This window comes from Actinotignum vesiculae (assembly GCF_051267215.1).
GTDB lineage: Bacteria > Actinomycetota > Actinomycetes > Actinomycetales > Actinomycetaceae > Actinotignum > Actinotignum schaalii.
On record NZ_JBOZGG010000007.1, the window covers coordinates 29,255 to 44,687 of the forward strand.

The following is a 15,433-nucleotide window of genomic DNA, read 5'->3' on the forward strand; positions in this document are numbered from 1 at the left end:
CCTACCGGCGCGTGGTCGCGCCGCGTATCTAGTCTGCCTCAGGTCACGCGCTCGTGGCTAACCCGCGTGGTCCAAGCTACCCGCGGATCCCTTTCTTACGACGCCGCGAAATCTTCCGCAGGTCCCGCATCTTGGTTCGCACCTCGGAATCCCGCGAGGTGAAATCCCGGTAGATCTCCCGCACCGGTTCATCAAGATCGTAAATGCCGCGTTCCGCCCGGGTTTTCGCATTCGATTCGGGCACCAGGAAAGCCTCCACCCAGCGCGAACGCGACGATGAATCCACGAAAATCGCCTTGACAAACAGGGTGAGCGGCACCGCGAGGATCGTTCCCAGCGGCCCGAGCACCACCGCCCAGAACAGCAGCGATAGGAAGGTCACGGTGGTGGACAAGCCCACCGCATCCCCCACGATCTTCGGCTGCAGCACGCCCTGAATCGTGACATTGAGGAAGGTGAAAATCACCAGAATCCACAGCGCGGTAGCTGGACCGCTATCCACCAGCCCCATAAGCGCCGGCGGGATCACACCGAGGATAAAACCAATATTCGGAATGTAATTCGTGACGAAGGTCCACAGCGCCCAGGCCAGCGCCAGCGGAATCCCCAGCCACATCATGACGAAATAATTGAGGGTGGAGACCAGCAACCCGAACAGCGTGGCCACCAGCCAATATTGGCGCACCCGGCCCTCGAAGGAGGCCAGGGCGCGGTACAGATCCGGGTCGTGATCACGCACAATATGGGCGCGCGCCGGCACGGAAAGAGTGTCAATGGTGATGAAGAAAATCGCGAGCGCCAGCACGAACATGAGGCTGCCCACGCTCATGAGCGCCCCGGATGCCTGGCTGAGCAGCGAAATAATCGTGTCCATATTGAGCACGTCGCCCAGGCGCTGGCTGAGCTGATCGGTGCTCAGCCCCAGGCTTTCCAGCCAGGTCATGGTGTCCTGGAAAAGCTGGGTGAATTTATCTTCGTAGCTCATGAGGGTGCGCGGCAGCCCGCCCAGCGACCACGCCGTCAAACCCACCACCGCGAGGAGCACCACCACAATAATGGAGACGGTCAGCGTTCCGGACAGCCACCGCGGCACGTGATGGCGCAGCAGCAGGCGATGCACCGGGCGCACCGTCAGCACCAGAGTGAGAGCCAGGAACACCGGCCCCACAAAATCGTGAATGAGGTAGAGGCCCACGCATACGATGGTGAGGAGCGCCGCCGCGTGCAGCAGCTTCACCCCGAAATCCCCGCCGCTACTCGAATCCGCGCCGCGGCTGGCTTCCGAGTTCCCGGAGCCGCCGTGGTCACCGCCACCGGAATGTTCCGTATCGCTTGCCTTGCCCAAGGCCGACGACGCCGCCCCTCCCGCGCTCTCCTCGCCACCGCTATCGCTACCCGCCCGGGAGCCCGCAACCTGAGTGGGCAGGGTGTTAATAGCCTGGGCAATGCGATCACGTGGAATATCACCTGGTCGAGTGGCGGCCATAGGATCCTCCGTCCTGGTGGGAGTCCCGGTGGCGGATGCGCGCCGGGTCGTGTACGTCTTTATCTTGCCAGTTTTCCGCGGCTCGCACGGATTCCCGCGCCCCGCGGGGAAAGGAGCACGCGGGCCGCGGTGGCGGCGTCGTACCACAAACGCGGCGACGCGAGCTAAACCGCGGCAGCTAGAACGGAACCACCGCAGTTAGCGCGGAACCACCGCGGCTAGGGCGTGACCGGGGCGGGCCGGCCGCCGCTGGCGCGCACGAACAGCGCGTACGCGCCGGCCACGCACCACACCATCACGATGAGGGCGAGCTGCACCTCGCGCGACCACCCGATGGTCGGCAGCACCAGAATCGCCACCCCGGCGGCGATGCATTCCGAGATATTGAACAGCACGTCGTAAATGGAGAAGGCGCGGCCGCGGAACTCATCCGCGGTATCGGATTGCACGATGGTATCCACCGCGATTTTGGCGCCCTGCACCCCGATCCCGAAAATAAAGAGCCCGGCCATCACCCAGGTCAGGTTCGTGGTGGCCGCGATGATTGTCTGGCCGGCGGTGCCGCCCACCAGCGCGCATACCACCCACCAGCTCGGGCTCATGCGTTCGTGGGCGAGGGGCGTGAGGATAATCGACACCCCGTGCCCGAGCACCATCATGCCCAGCAGCATCCCGAAATAGGCGATGCCGGCGTCGGCGTTGGCCGGGTCGGCGTAGAGGTTGCGGCCGGCCAGCACGATGGTGATGAGCTGCATTCCGTAGACGAAACGATGCAGGGACATGGTGGTGAGGGCCGCGGCCGGGGTGCGCCGGGCAATGAGGTAGCGCAGCGCCGCCACTAGATCGCGCGCCGCCGCCAAAAGCGCGGTGCCGAAAGAACCGCGCGGGCGGGTATGCGGGCCTAGCTCGTCGCGCCCCAGCAGGCTCGCCACCCCCGATCCGCCCAGGTAGAGCGCCAGCGCACACACCAGCGCCCCCACTTTTTGCATTTCCTCCCCGGGCAGGGCCAGCCGCAGGAAGAAGGCCAGAATCGCGCCCAGCGCGGTGGAGGCACCCCCGAGGGTCGGCACCAGGGAATTCGCCACCAGCAGCCGCTCGCGCGATTCCACCACATTCGGCAGCCCCGCGCTCATGCACGCCAGCAAAATCCGGTTGAGCCCGAGGGTCACGAGGGCCAGCACGTAGGTCAGCCACACAATATTGGCCAGCGTGGTCACCACCAGCGCCGCCGTGAGGGCGGCCCGGATCTGGTTGCCGTACACCAGGATTTGGCGGCGGCGCCACCGGTCAATAAAGGGACCGGTAAAAGGCCCCACCAGGGAGAAGGGCAGCAGCAGCACCACGAGGGACAGGGCCACCCCGTGCACATCCGCGCTCGCGGCCGGGTTGAAGAAGAAAAGCGAGGCCAGGCCGATTTGGAACATGCCGTCCCCGCACTGGGTGACGAGCCGGACCGAGAGCAGCTTGAGGAAGCCCCGCGAGCGGGCCAGGGAGCGCAGATCGCCAACGAGTTTCACTGGGCGTCCCACCATTCCAGCAGACGCTTTTCGGCTTCCTCCACACCCAGCGGGCCTTCGTCCAGGCGCAGGGAGAGGAGGTACTGGCGGGCTTTGCCCACCTGCGGACCGGGCTCGAGGCCGAGCAACTCCATAATGCGGGTGCCGTCAATATCGGGGCGCACCGCCTCGAGTTCCTCGCGTTCACGCAGCTCAATAATGCGGCGTTCCAGTTCGTCATTCGCGGCGTGCAGGCGCGCCACCCGGCGCCGATTCTGGGAGGTGATATCGGCGCGGATGAGGCGCAGCAGGCGCGGGAGGAGCTCCCCGGCATCGCGCACGAACCGCCGCACCGCGCTATCGGTCCAGTCGTGTTCGCCAAATCCGAAAGCCCGCAGGTGCAGCTCGACCAGCCGCGCCACGCTTTTCGTCGTCGTTTTATCAAAACGCAGTTCACGCATGCGCGCGCGCGTCATTTTCGCGCCCACCACATCGTGGTGGCGGAACGTGACCGAACCATCGCTTTCGAAACGGCGGGTGGCCGGCTTACCGATATCGTGGAACAGCGCGGCCAGGCGCAGGATGAGATCCGGCCCGGGCACCTCCTCATCCTCCAGCGCGATCGCGTTATCGACCACCTGGAGGGTGTGCTGGTAGACGTCCTTGTGGCGGTGCTGGGCGTCCACGGTATCGGTGAGCGCCGCGATTTCGGGCAGCACGCGCTCGGCCACTCCGGTGTAGACCAGCAGCTCAATGCCGCGGCGCGGGGCGGGCGCGGTCATGAGGCGTTCCAGTTCGGCGCGGATGCGTTCCTGGGAGACGATCTCCAAGCGCTCGGCGTAATCGGCCATGGCCCGCAGCACATCGGGAGCCACGTCAAAACGCAGCTGCGCGGCGAAGCGCGCGGCCCGCATAATCCGCAGCGGATCATCATCGAAAGACTGCGCCGCGGTCACCGGCGTGCGCAATTGCCCGGCGAGGAGGTCATCCACCCCGCCGCACGGGTCCACCAATTCGAGGCTGGGCAGGCGCACCGCCATCGCGTTCACGGTAAAATCGCGCCGGGTGAGGTCACCTTCAAGGTTGTCACCAAAATCCACATCGGGTTTGCGTGAACCGATGGTGTACGTATCGGAGCGGTACGTTGTTACTTCGACGACGACATCACCGCGCCGCGCCCCCACCGTGCCAAATTCCCGGCCGATATCCCAGGTGGTTCCCCACTGGGCGAGGAGTTTTTCGGTGGTTTCCGGGCGGGCGGAGGTGGTGAGATCGAAGTCGTGAATGGGGGCGCCGAGGAAGGCATCACGAACCGGCCCGCCCACGAGGGCCAATTCTTCGCCGTGATCTGAGAAGATAGAAGCTAGTTGCAAGATGTCGTCCGGGATATTCGCCAGGGCGCGCTGGCCTGCCAGGAGCAGGAGGGCGCGGCGCTGGCCCGGAGGCATATCGTCCGTTGTTGGAGTCTTCGGAGTCTGTTGAGAAGTGGTCACCCTTAAAGGTTGCCACATCTGGGGGCCCTGACTGTTAGTTGTAGTGTTAGAGGTATGTCGAAGTCAGCACCGTTGCCCTCCAAGTTCGGGGGCCGTAGATCCTGGAGGCGCGCCGCTGCCGTGCACCAGGCTTCTGCGCGGCGCCACTCTCTTCCGGTGGTGAACGAAACGAGTGCCGGGGGAATTGTGATCGGGGTGCGCGGCGGGAAGGCCTACGTGGCGGTGATCGCGCGGCGTAACCGCGGCGGGCGGCTGGAGTGGTGCCTGCCCAAGGGGCACCTAGAAGGTAATGAAACACCCGAAGAAGCCGCCGTGCGGGAAATCGCGGAGGAAACCGGGATTACCGGGCGGGTTCTCATGCATTTGGCCACCATTGATTACTGGTTCTCCGGCACCAACCACCGCGTCCATAAAGCTGTGCACCACTTTTTATTGGAAGGGATGTCCGGGCATATCACCGTTGATAACGACCCGGATCACGAAGCGGAAAAGGCCGAGTGGGTGCGCCTGGATCGGGTGGCCTCCCGCCTCGCCTATCCCAATGAACGCCGTATCGTGGCCTCGGCCCGCGCGATTCTCGCGGGGGAGGAATGATGTGGCGGGGCGCGCTGGCCGGGGCCGTGGCGGCCTGGGTTCCGCTGGGTGCTGTTGGGTTGGTGGGTGCGCAAGGTCTAGCCGCGCAACCAGAGCCCGCGCAGGTGGGGCCCGCGCAAAATTCGCCCGCGCACGTTCTTCCGGGTCAGGTTCTTCCCGCGCGTCCGGCGGCCGCACCTAGCGTAGACATCGTGGACGTGGGCGCCCCGGTTCTCGGTAAGGACGCCACCCTCACCCTCACCGCCACCGTGACGAATTCCACCACGGAAACCCGCCATCTCAATTCGGTTTCGCTCTATATCCAGCGCTATGTGCCGTCCTCGCGCAGCGCGGTGCTCAGCTTCATGCGCGCGGAACCCGCCGGCCTGGCCCTGTATGACACCCTCACCCCGGATGCGGATATTGCGCCGGGCACCTCCACCCGCGTCACTTTTTCGATTCCGCGGGAGCGGATTCCCGCCGAGTGGGGGCCGCGCGGGGTCCAGGTGAGTGCCGTGGTGGACGGGGAAACTGCCACGGACCGTAGTTTTATTGTCACTGCTCCTGGCGACGACGCCGCACCTGCCCCCATCAGCGCGATTGTGCCGGTCACGCGCTCCCTGAGCGATGTGGGCAGCGCCCCGGCTCTCGAGGAGCAGGTCTACACCAGCCTCACCGCGCCCTCGGCCAGCCCGCAGCCGCCGGCCGGCACACCTACACCGAGCACTCCGGCCGGCACACCTACGCCGAGCACTCCGGCCGGCACGCTCGCTTCGCCGCCGGGCGGACCAAGCGGCACCTCCACCACCGCGGGGAGCTCCGCCGCGCCGAACGCTATCGCACCGAACGCCACATCCGCTGCCGACCCGGCCGCGAGCGCCGCGCCTTCCGCACCGTCGGTTTCGCAGGGGGCGAGTTCCCCAGCTGCGCCGTCGGCCCCACATAAAGCCCCCACGGCTTCGGCCCCCTCTTCGCCTTCGGGTTCCGCGGCGGAGGCCGGGCAGTTGCCCCATCGCTTGCAGACTTTGAACTATTTCGCGCATCCGGGGGTAAGTGCCGCGGTTGATCCGCTGCTCATCGCGGGCGATCCGGAGCGGGCCGCGTTGCAAACTTTTGCGTCCGCGGCCGGGACCAGCGTGTTCTTCGGTTTGGGGGCGGACGTGGATGCCGCGGCGCTCACCCATGCGGGGCGCGCGGATAAGCTCGCCCTGGCGCGGCAGGATGCGGTGCAGGCGGCGCAAACGTCCGGATTTGCGGCGCGTTCCGATATTGCGGTTACGGCGCTCGGGGTGGATCGGGCCACCGCGCGGGCGCTGCGCGATGCCGGGGCCGCGGCGCTCATCACCACCGATGTGGATGCGGCGCACGCCTCGTGGCTCAGCCCGAGCGGGCGGGTGAATATTCCGCTCGCCGCGGACGGGAGTGATACGTGTTCGCTGAGCGAGGCTCGCGGTGATGAGGAGGATTCCGGGGCGGGTGCCGCGGGAAGCGCGGGTGCGGATGGCGCGGCCGATGTCAACGAAACCGCCGGTGCGGATGAAGCCGCGGCGCTGCGCGCGGACGGCGTGCTCTCCGCCCTGGTGCAGGGCTATTTACCCAGTTCAGACGAGGCAAATGTGCTGGCCTCCGGGGGTGGGGAAGGTTTGCCGGAAGCTGCCGGGAGCCGGCTCTCCGCCATCGATGCCCGCCAAACTGCCCTCGCGCTCTCGGCCGCGACCTACCGGGAACTGCCCGCCGCGCCGCGCGCCCAGGTGGTGCTGGTGGATCGGCCGGAAAGTGGGGCGCTGGCCCGCACCGGGGCGCTGCCGGATCGCGATATCGGGGCCGCGCTCGGGGCACTCACGAGCGCGCCGTGGTTGGCGCCCACCGCGGCCGGGGATCTTCTGGAGACGCCCGCGGCCGGGTGTGCCCAGCTTCCCGAGGAGCGCGTGCTGCCCGGGGAGATTTCCGCGGCGATGCTTGCCCGCGGCGATGCTCATGTCACCACAATTTCCACTACCGCTGCTCTTACCCCGGCACCCGCTACTATCACCGGGCCGGTCACCCATCACGCCGCGCAATTGGCGGGGGTGGCGCTCCGCGACCACCACGCGCAACGCGAGGAGCTATCCGCGCAGCTCACGCAACTCGCCGAGGAGATGGCCGGAGCCGTCACGGTCCAGCCCTCCTCCACGATTAACATCATTTCGGAAAACGCGGATCTGCCCGTGCACGTGCATAATTCGCTGCCTGTTCCGGTGGGCGCGGTGGTGGAATTGCGCGCCGAGGATTTCCGCATTGTGCCCTCCGATCCCGTTGCGGCAACGATCCCGCCGGCCGCCTCCGTCACGGTGGCGGTGCCGGTGCAGGCTTCCGGCTCGGGGAATGTGACGGTGACGGCCGCGGTCACCGACCCGGTGGGCACCGCGATTGGCGCGGTTCAAGATATTAATGTGCGAGTGCGCGCCGGCTGGGAAACCACGGGGACGTATATTATTGGCGCGCTCCTCGGGGTGCTCTTGCTCGGTGGGATCGCACGCAGCCTGCGTAGCGGGCGGCGTTCGGGCGGCGTCGACCCTGAAAAACATCTCCACAATTTACGTGAGGCTAGCGCGGCGGAAGAAGCCGGGCCGCGCGCCGTCGATAAACTGCGCGAGGAACACGAAATACCATAGGAGTAATGTGGCCGCGAGGCACGGCAAGGAGGAACTGTGAGCGCCATCGGAACCAGGGGCATGACTCTCGCCGGTCGCTACCGCCTGGAGAATTTGTACGAGGAGCAACTCGATATTGCGGGTACCGAGCAGTGGTACGCCGTGGATGACGCGCTCGGCACCGCGGTGCGGGTGCTGCTCATCGGGGATATTCCCACGCGCGCGGATGCGTTGGACGCGGCGCGGCGCACCGGGTTGCTCGACGATGCGCATATCGTGCGCACGCTCTCCGTCGGCGAAAATTTCGTGGTGAGCGAGATTCCGCTGGGCACCTCGCTGACCGGGTACGTGCACGGGGAGGGTTTTGCGCCCGAGCAGGCCAAGGCCGTGGTGTGCGAGCTCGCCGCGATTCTCACCCAGGTTTCTGGGCGCGGTATGCGGCATTTGCGTATTACGCCCTCGCGGGTGCGGGTGGGCGATGCCGGGGATGTGTACTTGGACGGTATCGGTATTGACGCAGCTCTAGCCGGTGCGCGCACGGATGAATACGATCCGGCCAGCCTCAATAACGCCGAGGCCGCGGACCTGGTGCTATTCCTGGCGACCCTGCTCGAGGGCGCCCAGGCGGATGAGACCACCCTCGAAGCCCTGGCCCGCGATGATTCGCTGCCCGATGATATTCGGGAAGTTTTCCGGCGCACACTTTCCCCGGAGCGCTTGCTTTCCCCCGGGGAGGTGTTGCGCAGCCTCGTGCCCTTCAACCGGCCTGACCTGCGGGAATTCCCCGATCCGGTGCTGGTGGCGCCGCAGCTGCCCGGCGGTGGGGATTCCCGTTTCGGTTTCGACCCGTTGGGCGGGCACGTGCGCGGGGGCGCGATTGGCCGCGTCACCTTGGGCTCCAGTCACGTTTCCTTCGGCGCCGAAGATTCTGAGAACGACGACGCCGCAGCTGCCACCAGTGCATCCGGCAAGGTGGGGGGCTTGAGCGAGGCTGGTGAAGCTGGGGACTTTGGCGGGCCGGGTGACTTTGGCGGGCCGGGAGAATCTGGTGACTCTGGCGAGGCTTACGAAACCGGCGAAAGATCTGATGATCTTGGTGAGCCAGTTGAAGCCGGCGAACGATCCGAAGCCGATGAAACATCGGAAGCTGATGCGATGCCCGTGGCGCCCTCCGCAGCATCGGCCTCCTCCGCTATCGGATCCCAAGAATTGGATCCCGAAGGTGTATCCGGGGCGAATTTCGAAGGCGATGTTGATACCGAATTAGGCATTACCGCAGCTCCGGAAGTGGAGCTTCACCCGCAGTGGGTCTCCCCGGAGGAATTCCGTGATGAGGAAACGGAGCGGGATGCCGAGGCAAGTTCCGATACTAGCTCCGAGGGTGATTCCGAAAGCGATTCCGAAGGTGGCGCTGTGCCTGGCGCTGACCTTCATGCCGAGCAATCTTCGGCACAGGATTCCCCCACTGAGGAATCCGAGGTAAACACTGTTTACGCTGATCGTGGTGAAACCAAGGCTGAGGAAACTCCCGCGATCAACATCGATAGCCACAGTGGTCATGCTGCCGGTGGCGGCGTCGTCGCTCAAGATGCTGCAACGCCGCGGTTCCAGCCGCACTTCCCCTCGCTACGCGAAGCGGAACGTGAGCTGGAAGAATGCGAACGTGAGGCGGCGGAACACGAAGCCGCCGCGCGTGCCGCTGCTGAACGCGAAGCCGCTCGACACGAAAGCGCAGAACGTGAAGCTGCCGCACCAGAACGCGAGCGCGATTCCGCTCCCACGGTTGCGATAAACAGTGTTCACAGCGGGGCGAGCCCGCAGCGGCGTTCTATTATGAACGTCGGTGATGAGGAGGATGCGCGCCAATCTGAGCGGGCGAATATAACCACCGCGGCGGCCGGAGCTGCTGCATCGGCCGTTCCCGCGTCCGCCACGGCTGCGTCCACCGCACCTCAGGCAGCGCCCCATATTCACCCGGTTTCGGCGGCCGCGCGCGCGAGCGCAGCTCCGGCGAAAGTCGCCGCCCGCACCCGCGGGGATCGCAAGCCGGCCACTCGGCCGCCCGCTCCTTCGCGTCCGATTATCGCCGACGAGGAAAACGGGCGGGCTCTCGGATCGCGCATTTTCGATTCCTCCAAGCTCATTGTTGCGGGCGCAATTGGCCTGGTCGCAGTGGCTTTGTACTTCGCGGTGACCACCTTCTTCCGCCCCACGGATGTGTCCACCCGCCCGCCGGTTATTTCCGCTGCGCCTTCTGCCTCGGCCGATGCGCAGGGTTCGGAGGCCCAGAGCGCCCAGCCGGGTGCGAGTGCCGCGCCCTCGCCCAGCTCCGCAACGCCGCAGATCGTTTCGGCGAATCTTCTCAACCCGCAGAAGAGCGAGGCGGATGAAGATTATCCGAAGACGCTCCCGCTGGCCATTGACAAGAATCCGGCAACGGAATGGGCCAGTTGGGAATACCTGCGCAATCCGAAGTTCGGCCTGCTCAAGGACGGAGTCGGGATTGAGCTGCGCTTGGCGAAACCGTCCACAGTCAAGGAAGTAACCCTGCAGCTGAGCGGCCAGGGCGGGAATGTGCAGTGGCGTGATACCACCGCGGATCAGCCCAGTGGTGGCACTGTGGTGACCGAAGGCCCGATGAGCGCGAAAACAACGCTTACTGCACCAACACCAGTAAACAGTGATCACGTAGTGTTGTGGTTCACTGAATTGCCGAAGAATGCGGCCGGGCAGTTCAAGTTGCAGATTTCTGAGATCACCGTGAAATAAACGGTGTTTACAGCCGGCGTTTATGGGCAGTGTTTACAGACAGCACTTATATGCGGCCGGGAATAGCCATGCACCCCGGGACGTTGTACCCAATGATGTGCCCGATGGGGAGCGGTGTGCTCGCGCAACGCGGCACGCTCACTCACAAGAACACAGGAGAAATATGACCGAGAGCGATATTCGTGACGTCATCATCGTCGGATCGGGGCCGGCGGGCTGGACCGCCGCGCTGTACACCGCACGCGCGGGCCTGAAACCGCTGGTGATCGGCGGCGCCATCGATGCCGGCGGCGCACTCATGACCACCACCGAGGTGGAAAACTACCCCGGCTTCCCGGATGGAATTTTCGGGCCCGACCTTATGGCCAATATGCAGCAGCAGGCAGAAAAATTCGGTGCCGAAATGGAGTACGACGACGCCCTCTCCATGGACCTGAGCGGCGATGTCAAGATCGTGCGCACCGATGAATCCGAATTCCGGGCCCGCACGGTCATCCTGGCTCTCGGGTCGGCCTACAAGAAGCTCGGCTTGGATGGCGAAACCATGTTCGCCTCCCGCGGGGTTTCCTACTGCGCCACCTGCGATGGCTTCTTCTTCAAGGATCAGGAAATCGCCGTGGTGGGCGGCGGGGATAGCGCCGTCACGGACGCCCTCTTCCTCACCCGTTTCGCGACCAAGGTACACGTGATCCACCGGCGTGACGAACTGCGCGCCTCGAAGATCATGGCGGACCGGCTCCTGGCCGACCCCAAGATCGTCATGCACTGGAATAGCGAAATCACCGATATTCGCGGGGAAGACGGCGGTTCCATGAACGCGCTCACCCTCCACAACAACGTGACCGGAGAAGATTCGAACCTCGATGTGACCGGCCTTTTCGTGGCCATCGGTCACCTCCCGCGTACGGAAATTCTTGGGGGGCAGCTTAAATTGGACGACGGCGGCTATATCGTCGTGAACCACCCGCACACCGAAACCTCGATTCCCGGAGTTTTCGCCTGCGGGGATGTCGTGGATCGGTACTACCGCCAGGCCATTTCCGCAGCTGGCACCGGGTGCCGGGCGGCTCTCGACGCGGAACGCTACCTTGAAAACCTCGCGGCTCAGCAGGCCGCCGCAGGTGGGAGCGCTGCCTAATTCCTTCTGTGAGGGTGCTGCGAGACTAGCGCTGTGTAACTCCTTTGGTGCGAGCGCTACGGGACTCCCACGGCGATCACCTCGTGCAACTCAGCGCGGGGTACCGCTCATTTATATATGTGGAACCGGCGAGGTGGATCAGATATCCACCTCGCCGGTTCGTGTTTAGGATGGTGGAGCTAGGGTTCCTACCCGCCCGGCCGGAAGGAGGTTCCATGGCCATGTATCGACCTGAGGTTCCAACTTTGCTCCTTTATACAGCTTCGTGGGTTCCCTATGATCGGCCAATGCGCGTGATTTTCGAGGAAAGCGTCGTCGACCTTCATCGTTTAATCCCGGACGTCAGCTTCGACGCATGGTGCGTGAATCTGGACGTTCTCACCCGGCCACCCGTGGGCCCGCGGCGCAACTCTGAAACCACCGCTGCTACCGGGGCAGATGCCGAGATGCAGCACATTCTGCCCGGTGGCGCTCCGGAACATCAGATCGACTTTTCCGAACTCACCGCGGAAGTCACCCGCGCAATTCAGCGGGCCCTGGGTTATGGCCGTATTGATCCGCTGGAGGATGAGCCGGCCGGTGGTGACCTCGCTGATAGTGACCCCGCGAATAGTGATCCCATCGTTAGCGACCCCGCACATACCGATTCCGGCGACACTCGCGCCACTGATACTGGTGCTTCGGATTCTGGTGCTTCGGATTCTCGCCCTGCGAATGGTGACGTTCCAAAAATTCGCTCGGCGAATCCGTGGGAGGAAGTCGCTTCTTTTATCCCGCGGCTCGAATGGCTGCCGACACTGCTCCTTGTTTACGAGGGCACGGAATATGCACGGTTTGCGGGGCTGGTTCCCAAACTTGAAATCCGCGCTGAACTTATGGCCCAGCTCCCCGGCCTCGCGAGACTTGCGAAAGTCGGGAAACTTGGGAAACTCGCGGCTTCCGAATAAACGCGGTGCTGACACGGGCCTTTCTTTGCGGGTACGCTACTACCCCATAGGGCTCACACGCCCGGGCCGGCGATAGTTCCGCGGGAGCACCGCGATAGTCCCGCGGTTATCTCGTGGTAATCCTGTGGTTGCCCCGCGATTGAGTGATGCGTGAAGCACACCGGCGGAGATTGTTTTATCGCAGCCCCGAGCGTGGCACACTTAGTGTGTTAAAAGAGAAGGAGAACGTATGGGCGAGCAGCACGCCGGTCCCGGATTTACCAGACTTGATCCATGGTACAATGTCTATGCTGATCGAGCTTTAGGAATGAAGCAATCTGAGGTTCGTCAGCTTTTCGCAGTTGCAAATCGCCCGGAAGTTGTATCTCTTGCAGGGGGAATGCCTAATATTAGCGGGCTACCTCTAGATTTCCTCGCGGATATGACCGCGCGCCTCATCCGGAATAATGGCGCTAAAATGCTACAGTACGGCGGTGGCCAGGGTACTGAAGAGCTGCGCGAAATGATCGTGGAAGTCATGCGGCCCGAAGGTATTCGCGCCCATCCGGACGATATCAATATTACTACCGGCAGCCAGCAGGTCCTCGATCTTGTTTCCCAAATCTTCATTAACCCGGGCGATGTTGTTATTGCCGAAGCTCCTTCCTATGTTGGGGCGCTGGGAACTTTCCGGGCTTACCAAGCCCATGTGGTGCACGTGGAGATGGATGCCAATGGCCTGATTCCCGAACAGCTTGAAGAGACCATCAAGGACCTGGAGGCCATCGGGAAGCCGATCAAGTTCCTGTACACCATCCCCAATTTCCATAACCCGGCTGGTGTGAGCCAATCCGAGGAACGCCGCCGGCGCATTGCCGAGATCTGCGATGAACACCATGTTCTTATCGTGGAAGATAATCCCTATGGCCTGCTTGGTTTCGACGGCGATCCGATTCCGGCTATCCAGACCTTCAACCCGGACGGTGTTGTGTACCTGGGCTCTTTCTCCAAGACCTTCGCACCGGGCTTCCGGGTAGGCTGGGCATTGGCCCCGGCTGCACTGAGCGCGCGTCTCACCCTCGCCGCGGAAAATGCGATCCTGTGCCCGACCACCTTCGGTCAGCTCGCTATCGCGGAATATCTGCGCACCTATGACTGGTATCAGCAGGTCAAGGAATACCGCGGCATGTACGCCGAGCGTGGGCAGGCCATGCAGGCCGCGCTCGAAAAATACATGCCCATGTGCAGCTGGAATAAGCCGCGCGGTGGCTTCTATACCTGGGTCAAGCTCCCAGGCGGCCTCAATGCGCACGAGATGCTCCCCCGCGCGGTGAAGAACCTCGTCGCGTATGTTTCCGGAACTGCTTTCTTCGCCGATGGCCAGGGTTCTGACCATATGCGGCTGTCCTTCTGCTACCCCACCCCGGAACGCATTACCGAGGGCGTGCGCAGGCTTGGCGAAGTTATTAGCCAAGAAAACGACTTGGTCCAGATGTTCGGCGTGGATGATTCCTCGCCACAGGCAACGAAATAATTCGATTGCTATCGGTTCTCATCAGTGATGAGTAGAGTGAAGTCCGGAGGGAAAATGGACAATATTCTTACCGTTGCTATTCTTGCCGGTGGTCTCACGCACGAACGCGATGTGTCGCTGAGTTCGGGGCGTCGGGTCGCCACGCTCCTGCGGGAGGCGGGCGCGCAGGTCAAGGTTCTCGATGTTGATGCAACTCTGCTTCAGCGCCTCAGCTCCATGAATCCCACGGTGGTGTGGCCTTTGGTACACGGCGCGACCGGAGAAGACGGAGCTCTTCAAGATCTGCTCTCTCTCAGCGGGTACCGTTTTGTAGGGTCGACGGCGAACGCCGCCCGAATCGCCTCTAATAAAACGGTGGCACAATCGCTTTTGCGCCACGCAGGGTTCGCGGTGCCGTGGTCAGTCAGCTTCCCGGAAGCCCTTTTCCGTGAGGTTGGGGTTGCACCCATTCTTGATCTTCTCGGGGAACGCTATGAATTCCCACTAGTGGTGAAGCCGAATTTGGGCGGATCAGCACTGGGAGTGACCATCGTTGACAAGCCGGGGGACCTTCCCCGCGCGATGGTCGATTGCTTCGCCTACGGGGAAGAAGCGCATGTCGAAACCTTTATCGACGGAACGGAAGTTTCCGTTTCGGTTATTGACGGGCCGGAAGGGCCTATCGCGCTTCCTCCGGTCGAAATCGAAACAGATGGGCCTTATGATTACGACGCGCGCTACTTCGCCGGCCGAGCTAAGTACTATGTGCCCGCTCGTCTCTCCGACGAGGAAAAGGCACGGGTTACCGAAGCCGCGCTCACGGCGCATACCACCCTCCGACTTCGCGATGTTTCCCGGACTGATCTCATCGTGAAGGAAGGCACTCCGTATATCATCGATGTAAATATCGCACCGGGAATGACGGAGACCTCGCTGCTTCCCCAAGCTGTTGAAGCATATGCGCGCGAGAATGGGACTAGCCCCGAATCGCTCTACCTGCAAATCCTGCACCGCGCAGCGGATCGGGACGTCAGTGAGCCGGAAGACCTCCCCGAAATGACGAAGTAGCAGCATAGGAAGTTCAGGCAAGTCTCCACCCAGCGGGCAATGTTTCACGTGAAACATTGCCCGCTTTTGTTTCCGCAATGCTAGGTGCACGTTCAATCTGCGCGATTAGCTCGGTGGTAATGACGCGTTACTGCCGGCAAAAATGCACATTCGACCTACCTTTCGCGCAATGCAGTATTCGCTGTAGTAGTCACTCAATCCGCTCGGATTCGAGCTACGTAGATGTGTGCGCCAGGATGTTTCACGTGAAACATCCTCCGCAGAACTTCACCTATCCAATTCTTCTCGGTTGGGCTACTTTTCGACCATTGGTCCTGGGCTACTTTTCGACTGTCGGT

10 protein-coding genes are annotated in these 15,433 nt (G+C 63.2%); 7 read left to right on the forward strand and 3 right to left on the reverse strand.

Annotation, left to right across the window (positions count from 1 at the left end):
* Positions 1–76: 76 nt before the first annotated feature.
* The 3 genes from ACRQHG_RS05045 to ACRQHG_RS05055 form a co-directional block, all read right to left on the reverse strand.
* Entirely contained in the window at positions 77–1,486 is a 1,410-nt protein-coding gene (locus ACRQHG_RS05045) for an AI-2E family transporter (protein ID WP_435719646.1), read from the reverse strand.
* A 218-nt stretch (positions 1,487–1,704) separates the two neighbouring features.
* Positions 1,705–3,003: an MFS transporter gene (locus ACRQHG_RS05050; RefSeq protein WP_435719648.1), complete on the reverse strand. Its 1,299-nt coding sequence runs from the start codon at positions 3,001–3,003 to the stop codon at positions 1,705–1,707.
* Positions 3,000–4,493: a CCA tRNA nucleotidyltransferase gene (locus ACRQHG_RS05055; RefSeq protein WP_087070171.1), complete on the reverse strand. Its 1,494-nt coding sequence runs from the start codon at positions 4,491–4,493 to the stop codon at positions 3,000–3,002. The genes ACRQHG_RS05050 and ACRQHG_RS05055 overlap by 4 nt, the downstream gene beginning before the upstream one ends.
* A 36-nt stretch (positions 4,494–4,529) precedes the next feature.
* Here ACRQHG_RS05055 and ACRQHG_RS05060 point away from each other — a divergent pair, with 36 nt between their 5' ends.
* The 7 genes from ACRQHG_RS05060 to ACRQHG_RS05090 all read left to right on the forward strand — a co-directional run bounded on the left by ACRQHG_RS05060 (position 4,530) and on the right by ACRQHG_RS05090 (position 15,095).
* Positions 4,530–5,069, forward strand: a complete 540-nt coding sequence (locus ACRQHG_RS05060) for an NUDIX hydrolase (protein WP_435719649.1) — start codon at positions 4,530–4,532, stop codon at positions 5,067–5,069.
* On the forward strand, positions 5,066–7,702 hold the full coding sequence (locus ACRQHG_RS05065; RefSeq protein WP_435719650.1) for a DUF6049 family protein: 2,637 nt from the start codon (positions 5,066–5,068) through the stop codon (positions 7,700–7,702). The genes ACRQHG_RS05060 and ACRQHG_RS05065 overlap by 4 nt, the downstream gene beginning before the upstream one ends.
* Positions 7,703–7,738: 36 nt before the next feature.
* A complete protein-coding gene (locus ACRQHG_RS05070; protein WP_435719651.1) occupies positions 7,739–10,450 on the forward strand; it encodes a protein kinase family protein in 2,712 nt (903 codons plus the stop codon).
* A gap of 163 nt (positions 10,451–10,613) precedes the next feature.
* Positions 10,614–11,588 carry a thioredoxin-disulfide reductase gene (gene trxB / locus ACRQHG_RS05075; protein ID WP_435719653.1) on the forward strand — a complete coding sequence of 325 codons (975 nt, stop codon included), beginning with the start codon at positions 10,614–10,616 and terminating at the stop codon, positions 11,586–11,588.
* A 287-nt stretch (positions 11,589–11,875) separates the two neighbouring features.
* Complete coding sequence (locus ACRQHG_RS05080; protein ID WP_435719655.1) at positions 11,876–12,535, forward strand: hypothetical protein; 660 nt, start codon at positions 11,876–11,878, stop codon at positions 12,533–12,535.
* Between the two features lie 229 nt (positions 12,536–12,764).
* Positions 12,765–14,048 carry an aminotransferase-like domain-containing protein gene (locus tag ACRQHG_RS05085; protein ID WP_435719656.1) on the forward strand — a complete coding sequence of 428 codons (1,284 nt, stop codon included), beginning with the start codon at positions 12,765–12,767 and terminating at the stop codon, positions 14,046–14,048.
* 27 nt (positions 14,049–14,075) lie between these two features.
* Complete coding sequence (locus tag ACRQHG_RS05090; protein ID WP_435719657.1) at positions 14,076–15,095, forward strand: D-alanine--D-alanine ligase family protein; 1,020 nt, start codon at positions 14,076–14,078, stop codon at positions 15,093–15,095.
* Positions 15,096–15,433 lie beyond the last annotated feature (338 nt).

Coding starts and splice junctions, on each gene's coding strand:
- ACRQHG_RS05055 (WP_087070171.1), bottom strand. CDS start 4,493: ATGTGGCAACCTTTAAGGGTGACCACTTCTCAACAGACTCCGAAGACT.
- ACRQHG_RS05045 (WP_435719646.1), bottom strand. CDS start 1,486: ATGGCCGCCACTCGACCAGGTGATATTCCACGTGATCGCATTGCCCAG.
- ACRQHG_RS05090 (WP_435719657.1), top strand. CDS start 14,076: ATGAGTAGAGTGAAGTCCGGAGGGAAAATGGACAATATTCTTACCGTT.
- ACRQHG_RS05085 (WP_435719656.1), top strand. CDS start 12,765: ATGGGCGAGCAGCACGCCGGTCCCGGATTTACCAGACTTGATCCATGG.
- ACRQHG_RS05080 (WP_435719655.1), top strand. CDS start 11,876: ATGCGCGTGATTTTCGAGGAAAGCGTCGTCGACCTTCATCGTTTAATC.
- ACRQHG_RS05065 (WP_435719650.1), top strand. CDS start 5,066: ATGATGTGGCGGGGCGCGCTGGCCGGGGCCGTGGCGGCCTGGGTTCCG.
- trxB (WP_435719653.1), top strand. CDS start 10,614: ATGACCGAGAGCGATATTCGTGACGTCATCATCGTCGGATCGGGGCCG.
- ACRQHG_RS05060 (WP_435719649.1), top strand. CDS start 4,530: ATGTCGAAGTCAGCACCGTTGCCCTCCAAGTTCGGGGGCCGTAGATCC.